The sequence below is a fragment of the Mucilaginibacter sp. AK015 genome (genome assembly GCF_014200785.1).
Lineage (GTDB): Bacteria > Bacteroidota > Bacteroidia > Sphingobacteriales > Sphingobacteriaceae > Mucilaginibacter.
The window spans coordinates 296,681-311,432 of sequence record NZ_JACHCV010000002.1; the positions used below are offsets into that span (position 1 = coordinate 296,681).

The following is a 14,752-nucleotide window of genomic DNA, read 5'->3' on the forward strand; positions in this document are numbered from 1 at the left end:
AAATACCTCCTTTCAGGGACGTCAAAGGTATGGAAATACTTTTAAAACTGAAATACAATATTTTATAATTTTTTCCGCCGATTTAAACCCGGGCAGTTTTAGGGTTTAAGGGCCTGTGGGGCCCGCTTGTCAGGCGGCAGGGCCATAAACTTTTTATAGCTGTCATTTACATATGCCACCATCGATTCGGCATTATTACTGCGTATAAAGGCATAGGTAGGCCTAAACATCGTCATGAAGTTTTCAAGGTCAGTACCTCTTAACGGCACCAGACTGCTAACGTAAGCGGGGCTAAACGCAGCATCTATACCGCGCTGTTCGGCCTCACGCTGAAAGTACCGTTTTAACCGGCGCGCCTTTTTCCCTTCGCTGCTAAACCATGTTGATGGCGAAAATACATACACCTTACTTTTTTCATACACCTCGGGGTATTCGGCCCGGGGATTAAATGGCGTGCGTTTGGCAGTAATGTTTACCTGCCTTAACGAGATAGTTTGCGTGGTAAGCATTATCTTTTTGGGGGTAAGGTCTATCAGGTACAGGGTATCTGAAGTATATCCCGGCGAATTAAATATAAGGGTTTGCCCTGCCGCAGCACGTATGGCAAAATTGCCTTTGTTATCGGTAATGCTTACCTGGCGGTTATTTATATCACGTATAAAAACATCTGATAAGCGGATGTTGGTACCCTGCTCGTAAACAGTTCCTTTAAAAACACCCTGTGCATTTGCAAACGTGGTAGTTGATATCAATATAACGGCAACCCAAAATACCTGTTTCATGGCGCATATATTAGCTATATTATTAAACCTGTTTATTCCTTTAAAAGTTTCAAATTAACAGCCTAAAATCAATAAAAAACCCGGCCTAAACCGGGTTTTTATGAAAATTACTTTTGCCAAACATTATTATCCGGGTTATAATCGGGTAATACTTTGTCAGGGTCGTAAGTAACTGATTGTATTTCTTCTGTAGATGGGTATTTTACAACAAAGCTATTGTTACGTTCCCATATTTCAACGGGCAGTTTAAGACGGGTAACCTTACCGCTTACTGTTTTAATATCCAGGATAACCGGCATTACCAGCTTATCAAGGTTTTCGATGGTGATTAACGCGCCCTTATTTGCATCGCCGCCTACATATTTAACATCGCGCACAGCAACATCCAATCGCCAGTTGTTTACAAACCAGCCTCTCCAAAACCAGCTCAGATTCTCGCCGCTCGCGTTTTCCATTGTCCTGAAGAAATCATCAGGCGTAGGATGTTTAAATGCCCAGCGTGCAATGTAAGTACGGAAAGCATAATCGAAGCGCTCAGGGCCCAGGATCGTTTCGCGCAGCATAGTTAAGCCCATGCCGGGTTTAAAATATAGCATCCAACCGGTGTTGGCTTCTTTCAGGTTTTCCGGATAACTCATTATCGGTTCCATCTGTGCGCTTGTTACAAATGCCCCGGCTTTGTGCATATCCTGTTTTTTGCTTGCGTACTCGCCTTTATTAAAGTCAGCTGTGCTTAAAGTATTTATAAAGGTATTAAAGCCTTCATCCATCCAGCCGTATAAACGTTCGTTAGAGCCTACGATCATCGGGAACCAGGTATGGCCAAACTCGTGATCGTTAACCCCCCAAAGCTGTGATTTTTTTGCTTTGAAACCACAGAACACAATACCAGGGTATTCCATGCCGCCAACCCTGCCGGCAACTGCTGTAGCAGCAGGATAAGGATATTCGAACCATTTTTGCGAGTTGTACTCAATAGATTTTTTTACATACTCAGTTGATCGGCCCCAGGCATCGTTGCCATCGCTTTCAACCGGATAAGCCGATATAGCGATAGATTTTTTGCCGCTTGGCAGGTCCATTTTAGCAGCATCAACAATAAACGCTGCCGATGAACCCCATGAGGCGTCGCGCGCATTCTTTATTTTGAAGTGCCAGGTAAGCTCTTTTTTGCCCGCCGGGCGCGATGCGGGGCTGGTTACTTCGTTTGCTGAGCGTATCATTACGGTCTGCTCGCTTTTTTCTGCCTGTGCCCAGCGTTTTAACTGCTCGGGCGTGTAAACGTCCTGCGGATTTTGCAACTCGCCCGATGCAACTACTATATGATTGGCCGGTGCAGTGATATTCAGATCAAAATCGCCATACTCCAGGTAAAACTCTCCCGGGCCAGTGTAAGGCACAGCATTCCATCCCATTATATCATCGTACACATACATGCGGGGATACCATTGTGCTATGGTGTAAATTTTACCATTTTTTGTTTCCTGGATACCGGTACGGTCAGATCCGTAATCGGGTACAATAAATGAGTACTCGATGTTAAGTTTTACCTGGCCGCCATTAGCATTTACACCGGCAGGCAAAAATATCTGCATGCGGGTATCTTCAATTAAATACTTAACAGGGGTATCGCCAACCTTAACTGACTTAATTTTATATCCGCCTTTGCTCAGATCGCCACGGCCACCGTTACGGCTACCGCTCGGCGGTATAATTGCCGAACCACGTGAGCCTTCGGCAAACAGGTTCTGATCTAACTGCATCCATAAAAAGTCGAGTTTTTGAGGGCTGTTGTTGGTATACGTTAAAACTTCAGAACCGGTAACCTCGTTGGTTTGATCATTAAGCCGTGCGTTCAGTTGGTAATCGGCCCGGTTTTGCCAATACCTTGGCCCCGGCTGCCCATCCGCCGCGCGAAACTCCGACCCATTTTTTGTGTAAAAAAAGGGTGCAAACGGATCATGGTAATTATAGTTGCCGGCAGCCGGCTGCTCCTGCTGCTGCGCCTGCACAACGCTGCTAACGGCCATAATAGCCAGCGTACAACCGGCAATTAGTTTAAGTTTCATAATTTTATAATGATTTGGTAAAAACAAAGACAATAATACACATTATACATTTGAGTGTGTCATCAAATTACAAAGTGTAATAAGTAAGTTACGGATTAACAGCCTGTAATAAATTACTTAAACGCCTTATTATAAACGGCTTCATCAAAGCCAAAAAACAATAAATCGCCATTTTCTATAACGGGGCGTTTGATCATACTGGTTTTTTGCTGCAATAATTGCAAGGCATCCTCGTTTGTTTTGATACTTTCTTTAACGGCGGGGTCAAGCTGTTTCCAGGTTAGGCCCTGCTTGTTCAAGAACTTTTCGTAACCCGCTTTCTCATCCCACTCGTTCAGTTTTTCGGCGCTTACGCCCAACTTCTTAAAATCATGAAACTCGTATGCAACGTTATTTGCTTTTAACCAGTCGAGCGCTTTCTTTACCGTGTTGCAGTTAGTGATGCCGTAAACTTTCATGGTGCTAAAATATCAATTTTTAGCACCGCCAAGTGAATCATCATTATTAATTCCGCGCTGGTTTTTTTTAATAGATGCGCTTAAGCTGCCAAACTTATAATTGAAGCCTATGCCGATAGACCTGAAATTTTGGTAGTTATAGGAAAAGTTGTTAAACGAATCGGTATGCGTATAAAAATCAAGCTTTATAAACTTGCTAAACGGCCCGTTGGCGTATAACGACAATGTGGCTTTTTTATTAAACAGCTCTTTAGATGCGTTGAAACCATAACCCAGGTAGTAATTATCAATGCCCTGCAATAGCACATAGCGGCTATCAAAACCTACATTAACCCCTACCCGGTAACCATCACTAAATTTGTAACTGCTATTGGTAAATACATGCCCCTGGTAACCGCTGTTAGTAAAAAACTCGTTATTGAACGTGCCTTTTAACCACACGCGCATTATCTCGGCATTTACGTTTACATTAAATTTGGTTGTTATGGGGTAGTTCCAATTTACATCCAACCCCAGGTTTTTGTTTTTACCTACGTTAGCATAAGTACTGGTGGTAACGGTGCCATTTACGCTTGATAAATTTTGAATAGTATTATTGGCAAAAGCATAGCTTAAGCTGATATTAAGCGATCCTTTTGCGAAGTTACCATAACTGAGCTCGAAATTATTATTAACTGCCGGGCGCAATGCAGGGTTACCCCTGCTAATGTATTTGGTATTGGTACTATCAACAAACGGGTTAAGTTGCCATATACCGGGGCGCTGTATACGTTGCGTAAAACCAAACGTCAGGCTGCTATTGTTTAACGAGCGTTGCATCGAGAACGATGGCACAACATTGGTATACGATTGATCGAGGTTGGTACTGGTTGATGTAAAGTTGGCATTGATCTCGGTACGCTCATACCTCGCGCCCGCTTTGAAGGTCCATTTGGTAAATTTAAGTGTATAAGAGTTATAGGCGCTATATACATTTTGATGGTAGTCAAAATCGTTTGCCTGTCCGCTGTTATCCATGTAATTACCCGTCGCGTCCTTCAGGTCGGTATGAAACGTACTGTAGTTATTACGGTTTATCATTTTCCCCCCGGCTTCTATGTTCAGTTTTTTAAGCGGGTGCACATAATCCAATTGCGTGGTATGCTCTTTTGCACCGGAATTATTTAACTGACGAAAATCGGCACTGTTTCCCGGAGATACAAGATTAAGGGCGTTATTACCAAAATCGCTGTATTTATAAGAGGCGGTAAGCAACCGGTCTTTATTGTCCTTAAAACCTAACTGGTAGTTAAGCCCAAAATCAGCGCCGTGGTATGCACCATCACCATTGTTGGTAGTAGTGTAACTGTTGGCAACACCCGCATTAGTTTCGGTAGTAAATTGTGTAGATAAGTTTAAGTTGCTGCCGCGGTAGTAATTGAAAGTACCGGTCAACAGGTTTAAACTATCAGCCTCGAAACTTAGCTCGGTACTTACATAATTATTGTTTCCGGTACCAAAACGATTGCCCGTTTGCACCACTGATGATGGCTGCAGCAGGAAATCTGTTTGATTATAAAAATCGGTAGGGCGCTTCGGCCTGTGCCCCGTACCTGCGTAGGCATTAACTCCAAACTTGCCTTTTTTTGCTGTAAGGTTTATATTGGCCCGCGGCCCCCATATACTGTTATAATTAAGGTTTACCGAGCCATTGTACCCTTCATCTCCCTTTTTTTGAGTAATGATATTGATAATACCTGCCAATCCCTCGGCATCGTACTTGGCAGGTGGTGTGGTTATTACCTCTATCTTTACAATGTTGGTACCCGGCATGGCTTTTAATATATCTGACGGGTTACGCGCCATCAGTGCCGACTCTTTACCATTCAATAATATCTTGTAATTACCGCTTCCGCGCAGTTTGATATTATCGTTGCCATCAACAGACAGCAGCGGCACTTTTCGGATCATATCAAGCGCGGTGACGGCTTTCGCTTCCGGGTCTGCCTGCACGTCGTAACTCAGGCGGTCAACCTCCTGTTTCATCAACGGCCTCGCCGCAACAACCGATACTTCTTTTAATTGATTATGCGTAGTTGCAAGCAGCACACTACCCACGTCGACCATTTTTTTATCACCCGGTATATCGATCACTTTGGTACCGTAGCCCATGTAGACCAATGCAAGTTTATAACGCTTTTGAGGGATACCTCCAAGTTCAAAAGTACCGTCATCTTTGGTGAGCATACTTTTTACAGGGGCGTTGCTGGCGGCATCTGTTAAGGCAACGGTTACAAAACTAAGGGGTTTATTAATGGCCGAATCGATAACCAGACCCTTTATAGTAATATTTTGTACCGGGGATTGTGCAAATGTAAGGGTAGTGCAGAAACTGAGCACTGCCAGCAGAAATATTTTCATTCAATAGTTTAGCCTAAAAGACGCGCGAAGATAAGCCTTCGTTGCAACCTACACCGTCATAAATACGGGTAATTTGTAACAAAAACGCTACTTATTGAATTTGGTCATGGTTAACTCTGTACCAATGGTAGTAAAGCTTTTTATCATCTCTATCGAGCGCTCAATCAGGGCAGGTAATTCGGGCTTTTCATCATCATCAAAGCCGCTTAACACGTAATCTACCTGCCGCCCTTTTGGGAAATTATCGCCCACACCAAACCTAAGCCTGGCATATTCATTATTACCCAATATTGCTTCGATGTTCTTTAAGCCGTTATGCCCCGCGGCGCTGCCTTTAGGTTTTAATCGCAGGGTGCCTAATGGCAATGCTATATCGTCCACAACTACCAATACATTCTGCACCGGGATCTTTAGTTCCTTCATCCAGTGGTTAAGCGCTTTACCGCTAAGGTTCATGTAAGTGGTTGGCTTAATAAGGTGCAGGCTACGGCCTTTATGGTTTACTTCGGCGTAGGAAGCAAGGCGCATGGTGTAAAACTTCGCTCCCTCCTGCTTTGCCATTTCATCCAACACCATAAAACCAATGTTATGCCTCGTATCGGCATACTCCGGCCCAATATTACCCAAACCAACAATTAGATATTTCATACCCGCTAAACCCGGTTTAGCCACCGGGGCTTTCTTTAAAAACTTACTAAAATAAGGCCTGATTGCCATAAATTAAGAAATAGCAAAGTAAAACAAAAACGGCAATAAGTAACTCATCGGTTTACCCATTATTTAAGTAAACAGGCCTTTGCTTCTTCAAACCGCCTTCTTTTATCACCGCGGAAAGACTGCTAAAATTTCCAAAGCACTCGTCGGATGAGCGCAAGGATTAGGTTTTCTAAATAGCAAAGCCGCCTAAAGTATAGGCGGCTTTGCTAAAAAATACATCGCTTTGCTTTATAATCCCACTACCGAATATGGTACACGGATGTTTTTTACACGATAGTAATAAGGGTCGAGATAACCTTCCTGACAATCTGAAACGCCGCAGCCCGAAAAATTAAGGCAAAAGGTAAGTAACAGTTCGTTATGGCCGTTAACCGATTCGGGGTGAATTGACGGCGTATAGTAACGTGCGTACTTACCGGCTAAATATTCGCTAACCGTATATATATACTTTGGAGCGGTAAACGGACCTGTGGGGCTGCTTGATGTGGATATATATATATCACGCTTATCCTCGCAGTTGAAGCCCTGGTCCATTGACATCATAATGTATTTACCGTTAAGATAAGAGATGGAGTTATTACCCGGCCCTACAGCAATTTTTGCCGCATCGCTGGCGGTAGGCATGCTTACCCATGAAGCACCGTCCCAAAACGTCCATTTCAACGGATCACTTTGTGCGAATCGGGCCACAAAAATATTATTGGCATAACCGAAGTTGAAGCCTTGGGAGCCGAAAGAATACACATAACCATCGTTACCCTTTACCATACCCGTAGAATAACTGATATCTACCTGGCCTGACATACCCTGGGGTGTAAAACGCTCAGCTGTCCATTCGTTGCCTGCATTAGGTGTTAACTTATACAGCGACTGGTTAATGCTGCTTAATCCTTTACCCTCGCCGCACTGTACCCAAACACTACCGTTTATCTGAACACCTAAGCCCGGCCACGACCAATCTGTGCCCGGTTGGTTATTAAACACCTGCCGCGGCCTTCCATGCGCGCTGTTTGGTATTGTCATGTTAGTGGTATGGTCAGGGTTCCAGTCGGTCGCTGTTGGTTGAATCATTACCGAGTTGTTGTAATTAAAAAAGTCCGAACATGAAAATTTATGATTATCGCGTAACCTGGAACCATCCCAAGCATCTTGTGTTATCCATAGAACGCGTCCATCGCTCAGCGGTACACTGGTACCCTGGTCAAACGCTACCGAACCCTGGCTTGGGTCATTTCTTTCAAAAAATCCTATTGCCGAGTCATCCCTGTAAGCCTCCTCTGCAAGCGGTGTAAGGGTGAAACGCTGGCCGCTACTATTATCATCCGCCTGCAGGGTTACCTTATTGTCTACGGCTGATACATTAAGCACCAGGCCCGTAGCCTTATTAACAATATTAAATGCGCCTATGGTTGATGATTGCTTAATTTCCCACAATTCTGCTGCTGCGGCCGATTCGCGATATTGCTCAGCTACTGTACCTGCCTGTGCACCAGCGGGGGCATTCAAAAACTTTCCGGTGAACAGATTGCGGATCTGGTAATACCTTACTCCTCCGGCTGTGCTATTATATATAAGGTGCCATTTTTGCCAAAGCGGCGTCACCGATACACTTGTAACGGCTTCTACTTTTTGGTTATCCTTATATTTCTCATTAAAGGTATAATTGCCTGCTACCTGTAGCATTTTGCTGTTGATACCGGCAATAGCAAATACGCCGTATTGTATATCGTTTATATCAAAAACTTTAAACTCCACATTCCAGTCGTACGTCTCGCCCGATTCGGCCGTGACTACAAATAACTGCTTCAACGATGTAGCATCAAAACTCGCACCGGATGCAGGCGACACAGTCGCCCCTTCAGATATTACCATATTAGCCTTTAGTGCAGCCATGTTAGCACCTTTCTGTACTGTAACCAGTATGGTATGTGTAGTATTATTAAACACCGCAGGGCCCATCTGCCCTTCGGCAAGCGAAAATTGTTTGATCATTCTTCCGGGACTTGGAAATCGTTTATATTCTTTAGAACAAGACACAACAAGCATAGTTGCCGTTAGCAGCAGGAGTAATTTTCTCATGATAAGCCTTTGATTTAAGTTTAATTATCACAAATGTTACGATTGTAAATCGATTTAGCAAACTTTTTTAAATTTTTATAAGGTTTTAACTGCAAAAAACCATGTGCATAAAAAAAAGCGACGGTTTTTCCGTCGCTTTAAATTTTAAGCTGGTGCAGTGACCGACTAAATTATTTTTTGCCTGCCTCTTGTTCAGCCTGGCGTAATGCACGCGAAGTAGTAACAGATACAATAGTATCTTCCTGCGCATTGGTGATAGTAAGGTTAGGGATCTTGATCTCGTTAACTTTTACCGATTTACCAACCTCAAGCGCTTCGATGCTTACTTCGATGTTGTCTAAGTGGTCTTTAGGCAAAGCCTTTACACGCAGTTTCCTCAATTTTTGAACTAACTTACCGCCCACTTTAACGCCCGGCGAAGTTCCTGTCAATTTTACAGGGATCTCAATGGTTACCGGTTTGTTTTCATCTAGCAATAAAAAGTCGATGTGGATAAGTTGTTCCGTTAACGGGTGGAACTGCATATCTTTAATTATAGCCCTTGATTTTACGCCGGCTACGTCAATGTCGATGAAATGAACAACCGGAGTATAAACTACGGCTCTCAAATCAGCTGCGGACACTGCAAAGTGGGTTTGGGTTGACCCACCGTAAAGTACTGCTGGCACTAAGCCCTGGTAACGCAGTTCTTTAGCGTCTCTTTTCCCTACGTTCTCTCTCGGAGAACCGCTAATAGCAATTGATTTCATTATTTATTTATTATTCAAAGCCATACCAACACGGTATGGATATTTTAAGTCTCCTTTATTAATCTACCCTGAACAACTGGCTTATTGAGCCATGCTCGTTAACGTTGCTTATTGCCTTTGCAAACAGATCAGCGGTGGTAAGTACCTTTATTTTAGGGCTCGAGTGTTTTAACGGTATGGTATCGGTTACTATCAGTTCAGTTAACGCCGAATTCTCGATAGTTTCGTAAGCTTTACCTGATAATACCGGATGTGTACAAACCGCGCGAACGCTTTTTGCCCCACGCTCCATAATCAAACCGGCAGCTTTTGCAAGCGTACCTGCCGTATCACAAATGTCATCTATCAGTACAATGTCCTGGTCTGTAACATCGCCAATAATCGTCATGCTTTCAATTTCATTTGCACGCTTACGGCGTTTATCGCAAATTACTACCTCGGCATTAAAGAACTTGGCAAAGCTACGCGCCCTGTACGAACCGCCCATATCAGGCGATGCAATGGTAAGGTTACCCAAACCCAGGCTTTTTATATAGGGCACAAATATGATAGACGCATCCAGGTGATCTACCGGTACATCAAAAAACGCCTGTATCTGCGCAGCGTGCAGGTCCATCGTCATGATACGATTTATACCTGCGGCTACCAGTAAATTAGCTACCAGCTTTGACCCTATTGCAACACGGGGCTTATCTTTCCTGTCCTGGCGTGCCAATCCAAAATAAGGGATAACCGCTATAATGTAATGGGCAGACGCACGCCGGGCGGCATCTATCATCATTAACAGCTCCATCAGGTTATCGGTTGGCTGGTGCGTACTCTGTATTAAAAACACATCGCAACCGCGGATAGACTCGTTAAAATGCGGCTGAAACTCGCCATCGCTGAAACGCGATAAAACCACATCGCCAAGTTCCTGGCCGTATGATTCAGCAATGTGTTTTGACAGCTCCTGCGAACCCGAACCTGCAAATAGCTTAACCGTATTAAACTGTAAAGGCATCTTCTTATTTGGATTTATGATTTCGATTCGGATTTCTCCTCATTCGTTCTCCATGTATTCCAGTACCGTATTAAACAACAATCGGATTTCGATTTTCATCAGGATATAAATCCGAAACTAAAAATCCGAAATCCGAAATTTCAATGTTGCCCGACCAGGATTCGAACCTAGACAAACGGTACCAAAAACCGTCGTACTACCATTATACTATCAGGCAATCTCCTTTGGTTTGTAAGCCATCCCAAAAAGGAATGCAAATATAGGACGATTTTTCAATAGTCAAAAGTAAAATTTAAAAAAGTAACCGCATTTATTTTCAGATCACAACATCCGTTAAAAAGTGTTAAGGTTTTGGTTTTAACATAAACATCTTAATGTTTTTGTTAATTTCGTCAGCTTAAACCTTACTTAGCTCGTAATTACAGCATGAACTACAATAAGATAAACAATATTTTTGGCTGGGCAGTCGGTATAATTGCTTCTATAACATACATTTTAACGCTGGAGCCCTCTACCAGTTTTTGGGATTGCGGCGAATTTATTGCCTGTATATACCGCCTGCAGGTAGCGCACCAGCCCGGTGCACCGCTGTTTACTATGATCGGCAAGGTATTTTCGCTCCTATCATTCGGTAATAATATGAAGGTGGCCTATTTTACCAATATGGCTTCTGCTTTATCAAGCGGCGCAACAATTATATTTTTGTTTTGGACCATAACCGCCCTGGCTAAAAAGCTGATTGTTAAAGCCGGCGAACAAATAACCCAAACAAACATTATCCAGATAATAGGCGCCGGTTTGGTGGGCGCGCTGGCCTATACCTGGTCAGATACCTTTTGGTTCTCGGCTGTAGAGAGTGAAGTTTATGCGCAATCATCACTTTGTACCGCCGTAGTTTTTTGGGCTATACTTAAATGGGAAGCCCATGCCGACGAGCCCCGTGCCGATAAATGGATCATATTTATTGCTTATGTAATGGGTTTATCTATAGGTATCCACTTGCTAAACCTGCTGGTGATACCGGCAATTGCGTTGGTTATATATTTCCGTAGGGCAAAACAGGTTACTACGCCGGGCACGATATGGTCCTTTATTTTGGGTATAATCACCGTCGCCCTGATCCTATGGGGCGTAATACAGTTTACAGTTAAAGGCGCAGCCTTCTCCGATCTGTTTTTTGTGAATACCCTGGGGATGAGCTTTAACACCGGTGCTATTATATTCTACTTGCTTGTTATAGCCGCGCTGGCTTTAGGGATTATTTATACCATTAATGCCCAGGCCAGTTACATGTGGGCGGCAGTTATCTGTTTTATATTGCTGCTGGGCTTCAGCGCCGGGATTGTTGGGCTGATAGCCGGAATTGCCATACTTGCCTTGCTTGAATATGTTTTAAAAGTACGCGGAAAGCGCGTGGCGTTAAACCGTATTTTAATTTGCACGGTGTTTATCCTTTTTGGTTACAGCTCATTTGTAATGATCGTTATCCGCGCAAAGGCGGGTACAAACCTAAACAACAGCGACCCCCAGGATGCTTTCGCATTGAACAGCTATCTTAACCGCGACCAATACGGCGATACTCCTTTATTATATGGCGAATACTTTGATTCGAAAGCTATAGACCAAACTGAGGGCGCTAATATTTATCGCCGCGGCGAAAAGAAATATGAGATTGCGGGTAAAAAATTAAACACCATTTACGATCGCAACACCTTGTTCCCACGCATGTTCAGTCAAAAACCGGGGCACGCCGAGTTTTATAGGATGTGGAGCAACCTGGGCCCTGAAGAACAGCCTACAATGGCAACTAATATTGGCTTCTTCAGCACCTGGCAGGTAACACAAATGTACACCCGTTACTTTTTGTGGAATTTTGCCGGCCGTGCTAATGAAATGGACGGCCAAACGGCGCAAGGGATAGACGGCAGCTGGTTAAGCGGTTTTAACTTTGGTAAGGAACTCCCAAGCACTGTTACACAAAGCAAATCGTACAACAGGCTGTTCTTTCTGCCGCTTATAATTGGCCTATTGGGGGTAGTTTATCATTTTAGACGCAATCAGCGCGATGCGGGTGTGGTAACCGTATTATTCTTTTTTACGGGATTAGCCATTGTGCTTTACCTTAACCAGGACCCTTTACAGCCGCGCGAACGTGATTACGCCTATGCCGGATCGTTTTATGCCTTTGCCATATGGATAGGCCTGGGGGTATTGCTCATTGCCGAGTTTTTGAGCAAGAAAATAAATGCCAAAACCAGCGCTATCATAGCATCGGTAGTATGCTTGCTGGCAGCGCCGGTTTTAATGGCAAGCCAGGAATGGGACGACCACGACCGCTCCACCAAACTTACGCCGCATGATATCGCTTATGATTATTTAAACTCTTGCGCGCCAAATGCCATTTTGTTTACTTATGCTGATAACGACACCTACCCGCTTTGGTATATACAGGAAGTGGAAGGGGTAAGGCCGGATGTGCGTATCGTAAATTTAAGCTTGCTGGGTACTGATTGGTACATACGCCAAATGAAACAAAAAATGAACGAATCGGCGCCATTACCTATCAGTATGCCGAACGATAAATTCAAAGCCGGCGTACGCGATGTAATATATTACAATGACGCAAAAGTGGCCGGCCCTATTGAGTTAAAGGAGGTGTTTGATTTTATTACGTCTGACAATAAAGATAACATGGTGCAGTATCAAAATGGCGAGAATGCCAATTATCTGCCCACCAAAAACTTTAAAATGACGGTAAATGCAGATGAGGTGGTTAAGTCGGGCTCGGTACCGGCCGACCAAAAAGACCGCATCGTATCCGAAATGGACTGGACCTATCCCGGTAAATATGTAACCAAAGACAACCTGGCCATGATGGATATACTGGCCACTAACAACTGGAAACGGCCGGTATATTTTGCCACCACCGTACCGAGCGATAATATGCTCGGCCTTGATAAATACCTTTACAGCGAAGGCTTTGCCTCCCGCCTTATGCCATACAAGCCGGATAGTACTGTACAGCCGCAGGAATACAGCAATACGCTTATTATGTATAACAACATGATAAATAAGTATAAATACGGCAATTTTAAAACTGCTAAATACCTTGATCATGAATCGTTGAATTTGTTTTACCCGCTGATCACACGTTTATACGCAACCCTTGCTGATAACCTTTTGAAAGAAGGGCACCGTGATCTTGCAAAAAACACGCTTAAAAAATATGAAGACGTAATGCCTTCAACGATCATTTCGACAGAACTGGCGGTCAGAAAGTACTGGATGTCTGAAAGCCTGTTCAGAATAGGCGACACTGCCTTAGCTGTTAAATTTGTGAACCAGGTGGATGATTATGTTACTGATCAGCTGAAATTCAATTACACCTTATTTCAAAAAGGTGATGCGGGCTTAAATACGCGCGACGTACAGATGGCCCTGTCTTTATTAAACAGTATGGCCACCGTTACCAAAGACTTTAAGCAGGATGCCTTAAGTGCAAAAATAAGTGCACAGCTTAAAGACTACGGTACCAAGTTCGGCGGTATGCAAACACAGCCATAGTAAGGATAGTTCATAAATAACCATTAAACAATATTAAAGCGGCCATAAGCCGCTTTTTTGTTTTCTGAGCCGGTGCAAAACAAACACTTCACTGTTCACAACCGAACACTTTGTTACGATTATAAACCGGTGCTGACCATTCTATACGACACATGTAGTTTTTTTTCATCCACAATTACGTACACCCCAAAATAAAAAATAGCTCAATAATGCATTCTAAAGGCGTTTTTGCTTTCTTTTAAAAAATATTCCTACTTAAATGTCGTTTTTTTATCCGCGAATTGAAAGTTTGGCACCGAATTGGAATACTACTTATCAAACGGAGTTAAAATGGTAATCGATAAGAAAACTGAAAACACGGGCGAAGAGAAAGAGTGGGAAAACCCACAAGCTCCTGAAAAAACATCCGACGAAAGGGATAAGGAACAAATTGCGAGGCAATACAAAGAAGCGAAACGCAGACATGATAACCTTAGCGAAAACCAGGAAGAAGACGATAAAGAAACTAAACAATAAACTAAAAAACTTAAAATATTGAATTATGAAAACTTACCAAAAACCTGCTACCAGCAAATTAGTTAACCGCTTTGATAAAGAATTAATGAACATTTTGATGAGCGACCTAAAAGCAATGAAATCAAAAAACCCGGGCCGCCTGACAGCCGCGTAGTTTAAACATATCCCAAAACTCACAACACTAACTATCTTAACCTATGAAAGCTTATAAAAAACCTGCTGCAAGTAAATTACTTACCCGTTTTGATAACGACCTAAAGACTTTATTAATGGAAGACCTAAGATCTTTCAGGGAGAGAAACCAATTTTCATCAAGCAACAAACAGGCCGCTGTGACACAACAATTATCAGCTGCCTGATCAATCATATATCTGCTCTATTTAAAACATCTTTTTGAGACAAACAAGGCCCTGCT

General features: G+C 43.2%; 12 protein-coding genes and 1 tRNA gene. 4 read left to right on the forward strand and 9 right to left on the reverse strand.

Annotated features, from left to right (window positions below; genetic code table 11):
* Positions 1–98: 98 nt before the first annotated feature.
* The 9 genes from HDC91_RS10500 to HDC91_RS10540 form a co-directional block, all read right to left on the reverse strand.
* Positions 99–782 (reverse strand): hypothetical protein, encoded by a 684-nt coding sequence (locus HDC91_RS10500; protein WP_183551774.1) that lies wholly within the window; start codon positions 780–782, stop codon positions 99–101.
* A 107-nt stretch (positions 783–889) separates the two neighbouring features.
* Complete coding sequence (locus HDC91_RS10505; protein WP_183551777.1) at positions 890–2,851, reverse strand: M1 family metallopeptidase; 1,962 nt, start codon at positions 2,849–2,851, stop codon at positions 890–892.
* 113 nt (positions 2,852–2,964) lie between these two features.
* Positions 2,965–3,309, reverse strand: coding sequence for a Spx/MgsR family RNA polymerase-binding regulatory protein (locus tag HDC91_RS10510; RefSeq protein WP_183551780.1), 345 nt, complete (start codon positions 3,307–3,309; stop codon positions 2,965–2,967).
* Between the two features lie 12 nt (positions 3,310–3,321).
* Complete coding sequence (locus HDC91_RS10515) at positions 3,322–5,709, reverse strand: TonB-dependent receptor domain-containing protein (RefSeq protein WP_183551783.1); 2,388 nt, start codon at positions 5,707–5,709, stop codon at positions 3,322–3,324.
* Positions 5,710–5,796: 87 nt separating this feature from the next.
* Positions 5,797–6,357 carry an aminoacyl-tRNA hydrolase gene (gene pth / locus HDC91_RS10520; protein WP_162433073.1) on the reverse strand — a complete coding sequence of 187 codons (561 nt, stop codon included), beginning with the start codon at positions 6,355–6,357 and terminating at the stop codon, positions 5,797–5,799.
* A 297-nt stretch (positions 6,358–6,654) separates the two neighbouring features.
* Positions 6,655–8,505, reverse strand: a complete 1,851-nt coding sequence (locus HDC91_RS10525; protein ID WP_183551786.1) for an RICIN domain-containing protein — start codon at positions 8,503–8,505, stop codon at positions 6,655–6,657.
* Positions 8,506–8,675: 170 nt separating this feature from the next.
* Positions 8,676–9,254: a 50S ribosomal protein L25/general stress protein Ctc gene (locus HDC91_RS10530; protein ID WP_162429446.1), complete on the reverse strand. Its 579-nt coding sequence runs from the start codon at positions 9,252–9,254 to the stop codon at positions 8,676–8,678.
* Positions 9,255–9,312: 58 nt separating this feature from the next.
* Positions 9,313–10,257 carry a ribose-phosphate pyrophosphokinase gene (locus HDC91_RS10535; RefSeq protein ID WP_162429447.1) on the reverse strand — a complete coding sequence of 315 codons (945 nt, stop codon included), beginning with the start codon at positions 10,255–10,257 and terminating at the stop codon, positions 9,313–9,315.
* 146 nt (positions 10,258–10,403) lie between these two features.
* Positions 10,404–10,474 (reverse strand) — tRNA-Gln (locus HDC91_RS10540).
* 209 nt (positions 10,475–10,683) lie between these two features.
* Here HDC91_RS10540 and HDC91_RS10545 point away from each other — a divergent pair.
* From HDC91_RS10545 to HDC91_RS10555, 4 genes are all read left to right on the forward strand, one after another.
* Entirely contained in the window at positions 10,684–13,821 is a 3,138-nt protein-coding gene (locus HDC91_RS10545; RefSeq protein WP_183551788.1) for a DUF2723 domain-containing protein, read from the forward strand.
* Positions 13,822–14,151: 330 nt separating this feature from the next.
* Positions 14,152–14,337, forward strand: coding sequence for a hypothetical protein (locus tag HDC91_RS10550; protein WP_162429449.1), 186 nt, complete (start codon positions 14,152–14,154; stop codon positions 14,335–14,337).
* Positions 14,338–14,362: 25 nt separating this feature from the next.
* Positions 14,363–14,491: a hypothetical protein gene (locus HDC91_RS20010; protein ID WP_255476704.1), complete on the forward strand. Its 129-nt coding sequence runs from the start codon at positions 14,363–14,365 to the stop codon at positions 14,489–14,491.
* 43 nt (positions 14,492–14,534) lie between these two features.
* Positions 14,535–14,696: a hypothetical protein gene (locus tag HDC91_RS10555; RefSeq protein WP_183551791.1), complete on the forward strand. Its 162-nt coding sequence runs from the start codon at positions 14,535–14,537 to the stop codon at positions 14,694–14,696.
* Positions 14,697–14,752: the final 56 nt, after the last annotated feature.